8 protein-coding genes and 1 pseudogene are annotated in these 14935 nt (G+C 73.9%); 5 read left to right on the top strand and 4 right to left on the bottom strand.

Annotated elements, in window-relative coordinates; all coding sequences use genetic code 11:
- Positions 1-85 precede the first annotated feature (85 nt).
- The 3 genes from ACSUPT_RS21100 to ACSUPT_RS21090 form a co-directional block, all read right to left on the bottom strand.
- Positions 86-727 carry a hypothetical protein gene (locus ACSUPT_RS21100; protein WP_361658538.1) on the bottom strand — a complete coding sequence of 214 codons (642 nt, stop codon included), beginning with the start codon at positions 725-727 and terminating at the stop codon, positions 86-88.
- A gap of 77 nt (positions 728-804) precedes the next feature.
- The gene (locus tag ACSUPT_RS21095; protein WP_351966818.1) at positions 805-1149 is read right to left on the bottom strand and encodes a hypothetical protein; all 345 of its coding nucleotides are present in this window, start codon (positions 1147-1149) and stop codon (positions 805-807) included.
- Positions 1150-1181: 32 nt separating this feature from the next.
- A complete protein-coding gene (locus tag ACSUPT_RS21090) occupies positions 1182-2072 on the bottom strand; it encodes a serine hydrolase domain-containing protein (protein ID WP_436945268.1) in 891 nt (296 codons plus the stop codon).
- Between the two features lie 313 nt (positions 2073-2385).
- On the opposite strand from ACSUPT_RS21090, the gene ACSUPT_RS21085 reads away from it, so the two are divergent.
- Entirely contained in the window at positions 2386-3225 is an 840-nt protein-coding gene (locus ACSUPT_RS21085; protein WP_351966820.1) for an oxidoreductase, read from the top strand.
- A gap of 545 nt (positions 3226-3770) precedes the next feature.
- Positions 3771-5813 carry a M4 family metallopeptidase gene (locus ACSUPT_RS21080; RefSeq protein ID WP_351967816.1) on the top strand — a complete coding sequence of 681 codons (2043 nt, stop codon included), beginning with the start codon at positions 3771-3773 and terminating at the stop codon, positions 5811-5813.
- A 286-nt stretch (positions 5814-6099) separates the two neighbouring features.
- Here the strand turns inward: ACSUPT_RS21080 and glgP are convergent, their stop codons facing one another.
- Complete coding sequence (gene glgP, locus ACSUPT_RS21075) at positions 6100-8739, bottom strand: alpha-glucan family phosphorylase (RefSeq protein ID WP_361658527.1); 2640 nt, start codon at positions 8737-8739, stop codon at positions 6100-6102.
- 524 nt (positions 8740-9263) lie between these two features.
- Here glgP and ACSUPT_RS21070 point away from each other — a divergent pair.
- From ACSUPT_RS21070 to ACSUPT_RS21060, 3 genes and pseudogenes are all read left to right on the top strand, one after another.
- Positions 9264-11300 carry an alpha-1,4-glucan--maltose-1-phosphate maltosyltransferase gene (locus ACSUPT_RS21070; RefSeq protein ID WP_399219872.1) on the top strand — a complete coding sequence of 679 codons (2037 nt, stop codon included), beginning with the start codon at positions 9264-9266 and terminating at the stop codon, positions 11298-11300.
- Positions 11297-12988, top strand: a pseudogene (gene treS, locus ACSUPT_RS21065) (maltose alpha-D-glucosyltransferase); the annotation flags it as partial. The gene ACSUPT_RS21070 and the pseudogene treS, both read left to right, overlap by 4 nt.
- Positions 12989-13442: 454 nt before the next feature.
- Complete coding sequence (locus ACSUPT_RS21060; RefSeq protein ID WP_361658524.1) at positions 13443-14894, top strand: maltokinase N-terminal cap-like domain-containing protein; 1452 nt, start codon at positions 13443-13445, stop codon at positions 14892-14894.
- The last annotated feature ends 41 nt before the right edge of the window (positions 14895-14935 follow it).

The raw sequence follows: 14935 nt of genomic DNA, 5'->3' as shown, positions 1-14935 counted from the left end.
GCCGCGCGGGACGCGGAGGGGCCCGGCCGGTGGCTCCGCGCGGGACGCGGCGGCGGCCCCGGCCGGTGGCCGGCGCGGGCCCGGGTCACATGATGCCGAGGCGTTCCAGGAGGGGTTCGCGGCGGGCCCGCCGCTGGGCGTGGCCGCGCCAGCCGGCGATCGGGACCATCAGTGTCCAGGCGGTGACGCCGGCGACGAGGCTGGTGCGCATGCCGCGTGAGTCGACGCTGCCGGCCTCCGCGAGGGGCACGGCGCCCTCCGGGTCGCGGATGATCTCGATCCGGTCGCCCACCCCGTACGGCGGCGCGTCCCCCCGGTACTCCAGCCGCTCGTCGAGCGGGCCGTTCGCGCCGACGAGGGTGAAGCGGTGGGGGCCGCCGGAGTCCCGCGCCTCGTCGGCGCTGATGACGACGCGCTCGCGCACGCCGCGCCGTTCGAGCGCCGCGTCGGGGGCGTACTCGACGGAGCCGACGACGACCAGCAGCGCGGGGAGGGCCGCCAGCAGGGTCAGCCACCACGCCTGGTGCAGGACGCGCAGGGCGATCAGGAACGCGAAGCTGAACAGGACGCCCGTCGCGATCGGGATGACCTCGTGGCCGAGCGCGGCGTAGGCGATGGCGGTGTTGCCCGCGGCGATCGCCCAGGCGGACAGCAGCGTCAGCACCGTGCCGAGCACCATGGCGCGCCTGCTGGTGCCGGGAGTTCCGTCGTTCATGCCCTCGTCCATGGGGAGCAGCGTACGGACCCCGGCACGCGGGCCGGGAGGCGCGGGGCGCGGCCCTCCCGCCTCGCCGTGCGCCGCCGTCAGCGGAAGGTGTGGACGAGCTCGATGCGGCCGACGATGTGGGCGTTGAACTCCTCCAGCTCCTCGGCCGGCACCCACAGTTCGAGGATGGTCTCGCCGCCCGCCTGCCGTACGGGGTAGCGGGAGACGAAGGCCGTGTCGACCTCGAAGCGGGTGACGTGGCCGACGCCGCTGTGCCGCACGTTCCAGTCGCGGGCGATGCGGATCGCGTAGTCCTCGTTGAGCACCGGGTAGAAGATCGGCTGCTCGGGGAGGCGCGGCGGCCAGGCCCGCCAGTCGGCGGCGCGCACCAGCTCCAGCTCCTCGGGGCCGGTGGGGCGCCAGAGGGTGGTGGTCGCGTTCATGGCGGGGCTGCTTCCTTCGGGGTCACGGGGTGTCACCGATCACCGTAGGGCGGGGCTTCCTCCACCGGCGAGCGGTTTTCGGTGAGGAGCGCCGCGCCGAGCCGGTCGGTGTCCTCCGGGCGGCCGCCGAGCCGGTGCACCAGCACCCAGTCGCCGCTGTCGGTGCGGGCCCCGGCGAAGGCGGAGGCGTGCCGGGTGGCGCCGTTGTGCCAGAGGAGCCGGTCGGCGCGCTGCCAGGCGGTCGCGGGTTCGCCGAGGCGCCGCTCCACCAGCAGTCCGCTCACCACCGAGGCCAGAGCGCGGGGCGTCGCCCACAGTCCGCCGGCCGGCAGGATTGCCCCGTCCATCGTCCACCCGGCGAGCGTCCGGCCGAACCGGCCCCGCGCCCGCAGGGACCGGCCGGCGGGCGGCGCGACGGCCACCTCGCCGGCGACGCCCAGCGGCTCCAGCACATGCGCCCGCAGCAGCTCCCCGTACGGGCGGCCGGCGGCGGCCACCAGGGCGGCGCCCAGCACCGCGTACCCGAAGTTCGAGTACGCGGTGTGGCGGCCCGGCGGGTGGGCCGCCAGCCGGTCGAGGCGGGGCAGCATCCCGGTGAGGGCCTCGTCGGTGAAGGGGGCGTACGGGTCGCGGCTCGCCCCGCCGATGCCGGGAGGCAGCCGGGGCAGACCGGATGTGTGGTCCATCAGGTGCCGCAGGGTGATGCCGCAGGCGGGCGCGGCCGGCAGCCAGCGCTCGACCGGGTCGTCCACGTCGAGGAGCCCGGCGGCGGCCATGCGGACCAGGGCGGTGCCGGTGAGGACCTTGGTGAGCGAGCCGATCTCCACGAACAGCGCCGGGTCGTGGCCGTGTTCGACGCGCGGCTCGCGGCCGGGGCGCAGTACGCACAGCGGTACGGGCCGCGCGGGCGGCCAGGGGCTCATCGGCGGGCCTCCCGTCCGGCCGCCGGCCCGTCGGATCGCCGTCGCCGTCGCCGTCGTGGTGCCGGACTGGTCGCTGCTGCCACTGGTGGAACCCGTCCCCTCGGTGTCGTACGTCGTACGGGAGGACCGGATACGGACGGTGCGGGTTGCCTCGCCGCGCCGCCCCGGGAGCGGCCGGGTGCCTTCGGGCGCTCCGCCTCGCCCCGGCCCTGCTCCCGCTCCGCCCTCCCCGTCCGCTGCCGGGAGGAATCACCGGACATCAACTCCCTTGTGCGGCAGGATGGTTGGCACAGGAGAAACGGGAGGGACCGTTGTGCACAAGGTGTGGCTGATCACGGGTGCGACAAGCGGGTTCGGCCGGGCGATCGCCGAGGCCGCGATCGCCGAGGGGGACGTGGTGGTGGGCGCCGCCCGGCGGCCGGAGGCGCTGGACGACCTGGTCGCGGCGCATCCGGACCAGGTCCACGCGGTGCGGCTGGACGTGACGGACACGGCGGCGGTGGAGGCGGTCGTCGCGGACGCGGTGGCCCGGCACGGGCGGATCGACGTGCTGGTCAACAACGCGGGCCGGACCCATGTGGGGGCGTTCGAGGAGACGACCGACGCCGAACTGCGGGCCCTGTTCGACCTGCACGTCTTCGGCCCGGCCGCGCTGGTGCGGGCGGTGCTGCCGCATATGCGCGAGCGGCGGTCGGGGGCCGTGGTGCAGATGAGCAGCATGGGCGGGCAGATGTCGTTCGCCGGGTTCTCGGCGTACAGCGGCACCAAGTTCGCGCTGGAGGGCATGTCGGAGGCGCTCGCGCAGGAGGTGCGGGAGTACGGCGTGAAGGTGCTGGTGGTGGAGCCGGGCGCGTTCCGTACGTCGCTGTTCGACGGGGCGAGCGCGAGCGCGGAGTCGGAGGTGTACGCCGGGACCGTCGGGGCGACCCGGCGCATGATCGCCGAGGGTGCCGGGCGGCAGCCGGGCGACCCCGCGAAGGCGGCGGCGCTGATCCTGGCCGCGCTCGCGGCGGACGAGACGCCGCTGCGGCTGCCGCTGGGCGACGACGGGGTGACGGCGGTGCTCGGCCACCTCGACGAGGTGCGCTCCGAGGTGACGGCGTGGGAGAAGCGGACCCGGGCGACGTCGTTCGACGACGAGCCGGCCGGCTGAGACCACAGGGCCGGGCGCCCGGCGCCTGCCGGGTCGCCCGCGCCGGCCGCCCGCACCCTGCCGGACGCCCCCGCCGGGCAGGGGTCGGTCACCGCGGGGGCCGGGCGGAAAACGACCGCCCGGCCCCTCCGTCGTACGCGTTCCGCCCCGCCCCGCCCGGCCGCCGGGGCCCCCGCCGGGCGGGGCGCGGCCGCGCCCGCGTCCGGGGGCCGGTCCCGGCCGCGCCCGACCCCCGTCCGGGCCCGGTCCCGCACCGCGTCCAGCCGCGAAGCGCCCCCGTCCGGCCCGGTCCGCCGCCCGGCCGTGTGACGCCTCTTCCGGGCGGGGAACGCCCTGGCCTCGTTCACACCGCGTTGACGTCCGTTTAACGGACCTGGAATTCCACGCAACGGACGATTTCCGGCCAATCTTTTGACGCGCTCCTGACATGTGCGGTCGGGCGGTGCCACTCTTCCCCCGTTCTGCGCACCACGCTCCGCCAGCTCTGTTTGCACCGCCCGAGGGCCCACCCCGCCCCCGGTACCCCCCTCGCAAAGGAGTTCCGCGTGAGATCCACGCCATCCCGTCGCGCGACCGCGACCGGTGCCCTGATCGCCGCCGCCGCCATGCTCGCCGTAGGGGTCCAGACCGGCTCCGCCACCGCCGACGGATGGGGCAACCCGGCCCCCCAGCGCCAGGCCGCCGCACAGGCCGATCCGGGCTCGCTGCCCGCCGACCTCTCCCCCGCCCAGCGCACCGCGCTGATCCGCGCCGCCGACGCCGAGAAGGCCGCGAAGGCGAAGGAACTCGGCCTCGGCGCGCAGGAGAAGCTCGTCGTCCGCGATGTGGTCCAGGACCGCGACGGCACCACCCACACGCGCTACGAGCGGACCTACGCCGGGCTGCCGGTCCTCGGCGGCGACCTCCTGGTCACGGAGAACGCCTCGGGCCGCACCGAGAGCGTCGCCAAGGCGTCCCGCGCGGAGCTGAAGAACGTCGACACGACCGCCGACGTCGCCCCCGCGGCGGCCGAGCGCCAGGCGCTCACCGCGGCCCGCACCGAGGGCTCGAAGGCCACGGAGGCGGAGCGCGCCCCGCGCAAGGTCGTCTGGCTCGCCGAGGGCAAGCCCGTCCTCGCGTACGAGACCGTCGTCGGCGGCCTCCAGCACGACGGCACGCCCAACGAGCTGCACGTCGTCACGGACGCCACCACCGGTGAGAAGCTGTACGAGTGGCAGGCCGTCCACAACGGCACCGGCAACACCATGTACAGCGGCCAGGTCACGCTGGGCACCGCCCAGTCGGGCAGCTCCTACACGCTGACCGACACGGCGCGCGGCAGCCACAAGACGTACAACCTCAACCGCGGCTCCTCCGGCACCGGCACGCTGTTCTCCGGCGCCGACGACACCTGGGGCGACGGCACCCCGGCCAACATGGAGACCGCCGGCGCCGACGCCCACTACGGCGCCGCGCTCACCTGGGACTACTACAAGAACGTGCACGGCCGCTCCGGCATCCGGGGCGACGGCGTCGGCGCGTACTCGCGGGTCCACTACGGCAACAACTACGTCAACGCGTTCTGGCAGGACAGCTGCTTCTGCATGACGTACGGCGACGGCGCCAACAACGCCAAGCCGCTCACGTCCATCGACGTGGCCGCGCACGAGATGACCCACGGCCTGACCTCCGTCACCGCGAAGCTCGTCTACAGCGGCGAGTCCGGCGGCCTGAACGAGGCGACGTCCGACATCTTCGCCGCCGCCGTCGAGTTCTACGCCAACAACGCCAAGGACCCGGGCGACTACCTGGTCGGCGAGAAGATCGACATCCGGGGCAACGGCACGCCGCTGCGCTACATGGACAAGCCGAGCAAGGACGGCTCCTCCAAGGACTACTGGTACTCCGGCATCGGCAGCGTCGACGTGCACTACTCGTCGGGCCCGGCGAACCACTGGTTCTACCTGCTCTCCGAGGGCAGCGGCGCCAAGACCGTCAACGGCGTCAACTACGACTCGCCGACCTCCGACGGCCTGCCCGTCACCGGCATCGGCCGCGACAAGGCCGCGCTGATCTGGTTCAAGGCGCTCACCACCAAGTTCACCAGCACCACCAACTACGCGGGCGCCCGCGCCGGTACGGTCGCCGTCGCCACCGAGCTGTACGGGGCGGGCAGCCCCGAGGTGCTGGCCGTCGAGCACGCCTGGGCCGGCGTCAACGTCGGCGCCCGCCCCGGCGGCGGCGGCCCCGGCGAGCCCGGCAAGGTCTTCGAGAACACGGCCGACGTGAGCATCCCGGACGCGGGCGCGGCCGTCACCTCGTCCGTCGACGTCACCGGCGTCACCGGCAACGCGCCGAGCACCCTCAAGGTCGGCGTGGACATCGTCCACACCTGGCGCGGTGACCTGGTCGTCGACCTGATCGCCCCCGACGGCAGCGCGTACCGGCTCAAGAGCGCCAGCGGCAGCGACTCCGCGGACAACGTCCAGGAGACCTACACCGTCAACGCGTCCAGCGAGGTCGCCAACGGCACCTGGAAGCTCCGCGTCCAGGACACGGCCCGCTACGACACCGGCTACATCAACAGCTTCAAGCTGACCTTCCCGTAAGCCGGGAGGGCCGCAAGGCCCGGCAAGGCCACGAGGCCGCCGCCCTCCGGGGCGGCGGCCTCACCCGTGCGCACGGCCGTGGAACGGGCGGGGGCCGGCCGGGCTCCTCCTCCGGTACCGGTGCCGGGTCCGTCCCGTGGCCGATGCGGACCGGGACCGCAGGACGATGCCCCGGCACGGGGAGGGGCGGCAGGCTGGGCGCCGGGCCCGTCGCCCCCCGCGTGGGGAGGGGGCGACGGCCCGGGCGGCCGCACCCGCCGGACCGGTCACGGCCCCGGGGCACCGCTCAGCGCAGCAGCACTCCCGCGCCGTCCGCCGCCGACTCGGCCGGCAGGGCCACCAGGCCCAGGTCCACCCCTGCCGCGAGCAGCCGGTGCGCGGGCAGCACCCGGACCGTGTAGCCGAACGGGCCGGTGCGGTCCAGCGTGAGCGGCCCCTCGTACGTCCACCGGCCCTGCTGGTCGGGGCCGCCGCCGCCCGCGGGCTTCAGCGGGAACGCCCGCGCGTCCACCAGGCCGTCCCGGCTGTCCACCCGGCCCGCGACCGCCTGCACCTCCACGTCCTCCGGCACCAGGTCGCCGAGGGTGACCCGGACCCGCAGGGCGAGCGTCGAGCCCAGTTCGGCGACCTCGCTGGTCTCGTCCACCTCCACGTGGTCGACGGCCACGCCCGGCCAGGCGGCGCGGACCCGCGCCTTCCACTCGGCCAGCTCCCGCGCCGCCTCCGGGTCCATGGCGCGGTGCGCCCGCGCGGCCGGCGTGTACAGCCGCTCCACGTACTCCCGCACCATGCGCCCCGCCAGCACCTTGGGCCCCAGCGAGGTGAGGGTGCGGCGGACCATCTCGATCCACCGCTCGGGCAGCCCGTTCGCACCCCGGTCGTAGAAGCGCGGTGCGACCCGCTGCTCGATCAGCTCGTACAGGGCCTGTGCCTCCAGGTCGTCGCGCCGGTCCTCGTCGGTGGTGGGCCCGTCGGCGGTGGGGATCGCCCAGCCGAAGTCCGGGTCGTACCACTCGTCCCACCAGCCGTCGCGTACGGAGAGGTTGAGGCAGCCGTTGAGCGCCGCCTTCATCCCGCTCGTCCCGCACGCCTCCAGGGGCCGCAGCGGGTTGTTCAGCCACACGTCGCAGCCGGGGTACAGCTTCTGCGCCATCCCCATGCCGTAGTCCGGCAGGAAGACGATGCGGTGGCGTACGCGCGGATCGTCGGCGAACCGGACCATCTCGCGCACCAGCCGCTTCCCGCCGTCGTCCGCGGGGTGCGCCTTGCCGGCGACGACGATCTGCACGGGCCGCGTCGGGTGGAGCAGCATCTCGCGCAGCCGGTCCCGGTCGCGGAGCATCAGCGTCAGCCGCTTGTACGACGGCACGCGGCGCGCGAAGCCGATGGTCAGCACGTCCGGGTCGAGGACCTGGTCGATCCAGCCCAGTTCGGCCGCGCCCGCGCCGCGCTCCCGCCAGGAGGCGCGCAGCCGGGCCCGCACCTCGTGGACGAGCTGTTCGCGCAGCTCGCGGCGGAGCTCCCAGATGGCGGCGTCGTCGATGTCCGCGACGGCGTCCCAGCGCTCCGAGCCGCCCACGCACAGGGCGTCCTCGGCGCGGTGGGCGCCGATCTGCCGGGCGCCGAGCCGCAGCACCTCGGGGGCGACCCAGGTGGGGGCGTGGACGCCGTTGGTGATGGAGGTGATCGGCACCTCCTCCGGGTCGAAGCCGGGCCACAGTCCGGCGAACATCGAGCGGCTGACGGCGCCGTGCAGGGTGGAGACCCCGTTGGCGCGCTGTGCCAGGCGCAGGCCCATGACCGCCATGTTGAAGACGTTGGGGTCGCCGCCGGGGTAGGTCTCGCGGCCGAGCTGGAGGATCCGGCCGACGTCCACGGCGGGCAGTTCGGCGCCGGGCCCGAAGTGGCGGGCGACCAGGTCGCGGTCGAAGCGGTCGATGCCGGCGGCGACGGGCGTGTGGGTGGTGAACACCGTCCCCGCGCGCACGGCCTCCAGGGCGGCGTCGAAGTCGGTGCCCCGGTCGGTCAGCTCCCGGATGCGCTCCAGGCCGAGGAAGCCGGCGTGGCCCTCGTTGGTGTGGAACACCTCGGGCGCGGGGTGGCCGGTGAGGGCGCAGTAGGCCCGTACGGCGCGGACACCTCCTATGCCGAGGAGCATCTCCTGGAGGAGCCGGTGCTCGCTGCCGCCGCCGTACAGGCGGTCGGTGACGTTCCGTTCGCCCGGGCCGTTCTCCTCGACGTCCGAGTCGAGCATGAGCAGCGGGACGCGGCCGACCTCCGCCACCCACACATGGGCGTGGAGGCAGCGCCCGCCGGGCAGGGCGAGGCCGACGCGGACGGGGCCGCCGTCGGGGCGGCGCAGCAGGGTCAGGGGCATCTCGGCGGGGTCGAGGAGCGGGTAGTGCTCCTGCTGCCAGCCGTCGCGGGAGAGCGACTGGCGGAAGTAGCCGTGCCGGTAGAGCAGCCCGACGCCGATGAGCGGGACGCCGAGGTCGCTGGCGGCCTTGAGGTGGTCGCCGGCGAGGATGCCGAGGCCGCCGGAGTACTGCGGCAGGGCGGCGGTGACGCCGAACTCGGGCGAGAAGTACGCGATGGCGGCGGGCGGCTCGTCGGTGTCGTCGCCGGCGCTCTGGTTCTGGTACCAGCGGCGGCCGCGCAGGTAGTCGTCGAGGTCGTCGGCGGCGGCGGTCAGCCGGCGCAGGAACCTGCGGTCGCGGGCGAGTTCGCCGAGCCGCGCGGCGGAGACGGTGCCGAGGAGCCGTACGGGGTCGCCGCCGGCCGCGCGCCACCCCTCGGGGTCGACGGCCTGGAACAGCTCGCGGGTCTCGGCGTGCCAGGACCAGCGCAGATTGCGCGCCAGGTCGCTGAGGGGTCGCAGGGGGTCGGGCAGGACGGGGCGGACGGTGAATCGACGGATGGCCTTCACGTGTTCCACCTTCGCAGGGGAGATACGTACAGTGGCGGACGCACCACGGTATGCGTCCGTCGTCCGGTCCCGACGGTAGTGCCACGGCGCCGGGCGCGGCCATGGCGCACGGCGCGCGGGGCACGGGGGGCGCACTCGGGGGAGCACACGTGTTGCGGCGTGTCGCGCTCCGGCCCCGAGGCGGGTGCTTCGGTCCGCGGGCGTCCGGGCGGGTGTGGCCGCGCCCCGGTCGGTGACGGCACATGAGTCACAGGAGCCCCACCCGACACTCCCGGCGTGAAGCGGCCGGTGAATTCAGCCGTACGGGGCGCGGGCTTGCGCTGTCCGGCCGGATGCCGCCGCCCGGCGTACGGCGGGAAACCCCCGGATTGCCCACCCGACGGGTGTGGGAAGGCTCCTGCGGAACCCGCCCACCCGAGTGAACCCGGAGAGGAGCGGTGATGCCTGCGTCGCGCCAGGCCGCAACGAAGCCGTTACAAAGAGCGATACCCCGTAAGCAACCCTCAGGTGATGCTGTGAACGCGCTGATTGGTCGTATCCCCGTCCTGGACGTCTCCCCCGTCGTCGACTGCGGCAGAAGGCCCGCGAAGGCGGTGGCCGGTGAGACCTTCGAGGTGTCGGCCACGGTCTTCCGGGAGGGCCACGACGCGGTGGCCGCCGATGTGGTGCTGACCGACCCGTCCGGGCGCCCCGGACCGTTCACCCCCATGCGGGAGCTGGCGCCCGGCACCGACCGGTGGGGCGCCGAGGTCACCCCGACCTGCGAGGGCATGTGGTCGTACCACGTGGAGGCCTGGAGCGACCCGGTCACCACCTGGCGCCACGAGGCCGGCATCAAGATCCCGGCCGGCATCGACACCGAACTGGTCCTCGCCGAGGGCGCCGCGCTGCACGAGCGGGCGGCGGACGGGGTCCCGAAGGACGAGGGCCGGGAGGCCGTACTGGCGGCGGTGGACGCGCTGCGGGACGTGCGCCGCTCCCCCGCCGACCGGCTGGCGGCCGCGCTGGCCCCGGAGGTCCGCGAGGCGCTGGCCCGCCATCCGCTGCGGGAGCTGGTCACCGCCTCGAAGCCGCTGCCGCTGCTGGTGGAGCGGGAGCGGGCGCTGTACGGGTCGTGGTACGAGATGTTCCCGCGCTCGGAGGGCGCGTACACCGACGAGGACGGCCGGCCCGTGTCCGGGACGTTCCGCACGGCGGCCGAGCGGCTTCCGGCCATCGCCGCGATGGGCTTCGACGTGGTGTACCTGCCGCCGATCCACCCGATCGGCACGACGCACCGCAAGGGCCCGAACAACTCCCTGACGGCCGGCCCCGGCGATCCGGGCGTGCCGTGGGCGATCGGCTCCGCGGCGGGCGGGCACGACGCGGTCCACCCGGACCTGGGCACGCTCGCGGACTTCGACGCGTTCGTGGCGCGGGCGCGGGAGCTGCGCATGGAGGTGGCGCTGGACTTCGCGCTCCAGTGCTCCCCGGACCACCCGTGGGTGCGCAGGCGCCCGGCGTGGTTCCGGCACCGGGCGGACGGCTCCATCGCGTACGCGGAGAACCCCCCGAAGAAGTACCAGGACATCTACCCCATCGCGTTCGACGAGGACATGCGCGGGATCATCCGCGAGACCGTGCGGGTGCTGCGGCACTGGATGGCGCACGGTGTGCGGATCTTCCGGGTGGACAATCCGCACACCAAGCCGGTGGTGTTCTGGCAGAAGGTCATCGCCAACATCAACCGCACCGACCCGGACGTGATCTTCCTGGCGGAGGCGTTCACCCGGCCCGCGATGATGCGCACGCTCGGCGCGATCGGGTTCCAGCAGTCGTACACGTACTTCACCTGGCGCAACACCAAGCAGGAGATCACCGACTACCTGACGGAGCTGTCCACGGAGACGGCCGCCTACATGCGGCCGAACCTCTTCGTGAACACCCCGGACATCCTGCACGCCTACCTCCAGCACGGAGGGCGCCCGGCGTTCGAGGCGCGGGCGGTCCTCGCGGCGACGCTCTCCCCGACGTGGGGGGTGTACGCCGGGTACGAGCTGTGCGAGAACACCCCCGTGCGGGAGGGCAGCGAGGAGTACCTCGACTCGGAGAAGTACCAGCTGCGGCCGCGTGACTGGGCGGCCGCCGAGCGGGAGGGCCGCAGCATCGCCCCGCTCATCACCACGCTCAACCGCCTGCGGCGCCGCCATCCGGCGCTGCGGCGGCTTCGGAACCTCCGCTTCCACCACGCCGACAACGACGCGGTCATCGCGTACAGCAAGCGGCAGGGTTCGAACGTGGTTCTGGTGGTCGTGAACCTCGACCCCCACCACACCCAGGAGGCGACGGTTTCGTTGAACATGCCGGATCTCGGCCTGGACTGGCACGAGACCGTACCGGTGCGCGACGAGCTCACCGGTGAGACATATCACTGGGGCAGGACCAACTATGTGCGCCTGGAGCCGGGTGTCAGACCCGCGCACGTGCTGGTGGTGTGCCGGGGATCGGGGGGCTGCTCCCCCGATCAGCACAGTTCCGTCCTGCGACCGTCTCCCCCGATCGGAGGGTCACCCACATCATGACCGTGAACGAGCCCGTCCACGACACGTTCGAGGACACCCCCGCCAAGGACCGGGACCCCGACTGGTTCAAGCGGGCCGTGTTCTACGAGGTGCTGGTCCGCTCCTTCCAGGACAGCAACGGCGACGGCATCGGCGACCTCAGGGGCCTCACGGCCAAGCTGGACTATCTGCAGTGGCTGGGGGTGGACTGCCTGTGGCTGCCGCCCTTCTTCAAGTCCCCGCTCCGCGACGGCGGTTACGACGTGTCGGACTACACGTCGGTGCTGCCCGAGTTCGGTGACCTGGCGGACTTCGTCGAGTTCGTGGACGCCGCGCACCAGCGCGGCATGCGGGTGATCATCGACTTCGTCATGAACCACACCAGCGACCAGCACCCGTGGTTCCAGGAGTCCCGAGCCAACCCGGACGGCCCGTACGGCGACTACTACGTCTGGGCCGACGACGACAAGCAGTTCCAGGACGCCCGGATCATCTTCGTCGACACGGAGACGTCCAACTGGACCTTCGACCCGGTGCGCAAGCAGTACTACTGGCACCGGTTCTTCTCGCACCAGCCGGACCTGAACTACGAGAACCCGGCCGTCCAGCAGGAGATCCTGTCGGCGCTGCGGTTCTGGCTGGACCTGGGCATCGACGGCTTCCGCCTCGACGCCGTGCCGTACCTCTACCAGGAGGAGGGCACCAACTGCGAGAACCTCCCGGCGACCCACGCCTTCCTGAAGCGGGTCCGCAAGGAGATCGACGCCGCCTACCCGGACACGGTGCTGCTCGCCGAGGCGAACCAGTGGCCGGAGGACGTCGTCGACTACTTCGGCGACTACGCGGCCGGCGGCGACGAGTGCCACATGGCGTTCCACTTCCCGGTCATGCCGCGCATCTTCATGGCGGTGCGCCGGGAGTCCCGCTACCCCGTCTCCGAAGTCCTGGCCAAGACGCCGGCGATCCCGGCGAACTGCCAGTGGGGCATCTTCCTGCGCAACCACGACGAGCTGACCCTGGAGATGGTCACCGACGAGGAGCGCGACTACATGTACGCGGAGTACGCCAAGGACCCGCGGATGCGCGCCAACATCGGCATCCGCCGCCGCCTCGCCCCGCTGCTCGACAACGACCGCAACCAGATCGAGCTGTTCACCGCCCTGCTGCTGTCCCTGCCGGGGTCGCCGATCCTGTACTACGGCGACGAGATCGGCATGGGCGACAACATCTGGCTCGGTGACCGCGACGGTGTGCGCACCCCCATGCAGTGGACGCCCGACCGCAACGCGGGCTTCTCCTCCTGCGATCCGGGCCGGCTGTACCTGCCGACCATCATGGACCCGGTCTACGGCTACCAGGTGACCAACGTGGAGGCGTCGATGGCGTCCCCGTCGTCGCTGCTGCACTGGACGCGCCGGATGATCGAGATCCGCAAGCAGAACCCGGCCTTCGGGCTCGGTTCGTACACCGAACTGCCGTCGTCGAACCCGGCCGTCCTCGCGTTCCTGCGCGAGTACGGCGACGACCTGGTGATGTGCGTGCACAACTTCTCGCGCTTCCCCCAGCCGACCGAGCTGGACCTGCGGCGGTTCAACGGCCTCCACCCCGTGGAGCTCATCGGCGGGGTCCGCTTCCCCGCCATCGGCGAGTGGCCCTACCTGCTGACGCTCGCCGGGCACGGCTTCTACTGGTTCCGGCTGCGCAAGGACACGGCGCTCCCCACGAAGGCCGCCTCGTCCGCCCAGCGCACCGGCGCCGCAGCGCACGCCCCCGCGCCGGGCCACGCCACCGCCACCGGCCCCGCCGCCGCGCCCACCCCCGCGCGGCCCGCCGCTGCCGCCACCGGCCCGGCCGCCGCCGCACCGGCGTCCGAGGCGGCACCGGGGCCCGCGGCGGGAGCGGCCGGCAGGCCGGCGCCGGGGCCCTCCGGCGCGGCCGCCGCCCACCTCTGACGGCGCGTCCGCACCCCTCGCACCCCCCTGCGTCCGGGCGGGGCGTTTCCCTCGCTCCGCCCTGGGCACTGTCCCCCTCATACGTCGATTCGGGTCTATAAGGACCATCCCCGCCCGACACGTCCCGCACAGCCGGACAGCCCATGCCGCATTCCGGGACACTCTGCACGTTCCGTGCATTCTGTAGTACCCGGGGAAAGGACGCGCTGCCATGTCGGAGACCGCATCCACCGCCCGGGCACCCGTCGCCCTGCTGCCGTCACTGGCGCCGCTGCTCCACGAATGGCTGCCCCGCAGACGGTGGTTCGCCGGGAAGGGGAAGCCGGTCACCGGCTTCTCCCTCGTGTCGGCCACCGAACTGCTGCCGCTCGGCGCCGCCGGACCCGGACTGCTGCACCTGCTCGTCCGCGTCCAGCAGCCCGGCGCCGCCACCACACCCGCCCCGCCCGGCGACTGCTACCAGCTGCTGCTCGGCGTGTGCGACACGCTCCCGCCCCTGCTCGCCCCCGCCCTGATCGGGCGCGTCACCCAGGGGCCGCTCGCGGGACGCACGGTGTACGAGGCGCTCCAGGACCCGCGGCTCGCCGCACTGCTCCTGGAGCGGCTGCGGGCGCCCGGCACGATCGGCCCGCTGAGCTTCCACCGGACGGTGGCGATCCCCGACGGTCTGCCCCCGCGCGTGCTGGACGCCGAGCAGTCGAACACGTCGCTCGTCTACGGCGACGCCTACATCCTGAAGATCTTCCGGCGCATCCATCCGGGCGCCAACCCGGACCTGGAGCTGCCGCTCGCCCTCTCCCGCGCCGGCTGCGCCCGGGTCCCGGCGCCCGTCGCCTGGTACGAGGCGGGGTCCGGCCCGGACGGCGCCACCCTGGGCGTGCTCCAGCCGTTCCTGCGCGGCTCGCAGGACGGCTGGCAGCTCGCCCTGGACGCGCTGGCCGCCGGGCGGGACTTCGTCCCGGAGGCCCACGCGCTGGGCCGCGCCACCGCCGAGGTCCACACGGCCCTCGCGGAGGCGCTGCCCACGGTGCGGCTCGCCCGGCGCCAGGCGCGGGAGCTCGCGGTCGCGATGAGCCGCCGCCTGGACGCCGCCACCCAGGCGGTCCCCGCGCTCATGCCGTACGTGCCCGGACTGCGCGCCGCGTTCGAGACGGTCGCCGCGCTCGCGGAGAGCGGCAGCACATGGCGCGCCCAGCGGGTCCACGGCGACCTGCACCTGGGGCAGGCGCTGCGCAGCGCGGACGGCGAGTGGTCGGTGATCGACTTCGAGGGCGAGCCCACGAAGCCGCTCGCCGAGCGCCGCCGCCCGCAGCCGCCGGTGCGGGACGTCGCCGGAATACTGCGCTCCTTCGACTACGCGGCCCACTCGCACCGCCCGTGGCACCCCGACTGGGCGGAGCGCTGCCGCGACGCGTACTGCTCCGGGTACGCCGAGGCGTCCGGGCGCGACCCGCGCGCCGAGGCGGCGCTGCTGCGGGCGTACGAGACGGACAAGGCGGTGTACGAGGTGGTCTACGAGGCCCGGCACCGCCCCGACTGGCTGCCCGTGCCGATGGCGGCGATCCAGCGCCTGGCGTCGCCGCCGGGCGCCGGCCCGCTGCCCCCGGTGGCCGGGCGGGCGCTCACCGGGCGCACCCGCCTCTCCTCCGACCGGCTGCCCTGACCGGCGGCACCCGCCCCCGCACCACCTCACCCACCCACCTC

This window comes from Streptomyces sp. SudanB25_2051 (genome assembly GCF_964272635.1).
Taxonomy (GTDB): domain Bacteria; phylum Actinomycetota; class Actinomycetes; order Streptomycetales; family Streptomycetaceae; genus Streptomyces.
This window is presented reverse-complemented; position numbering and strand designations above follow the sequence as displayed.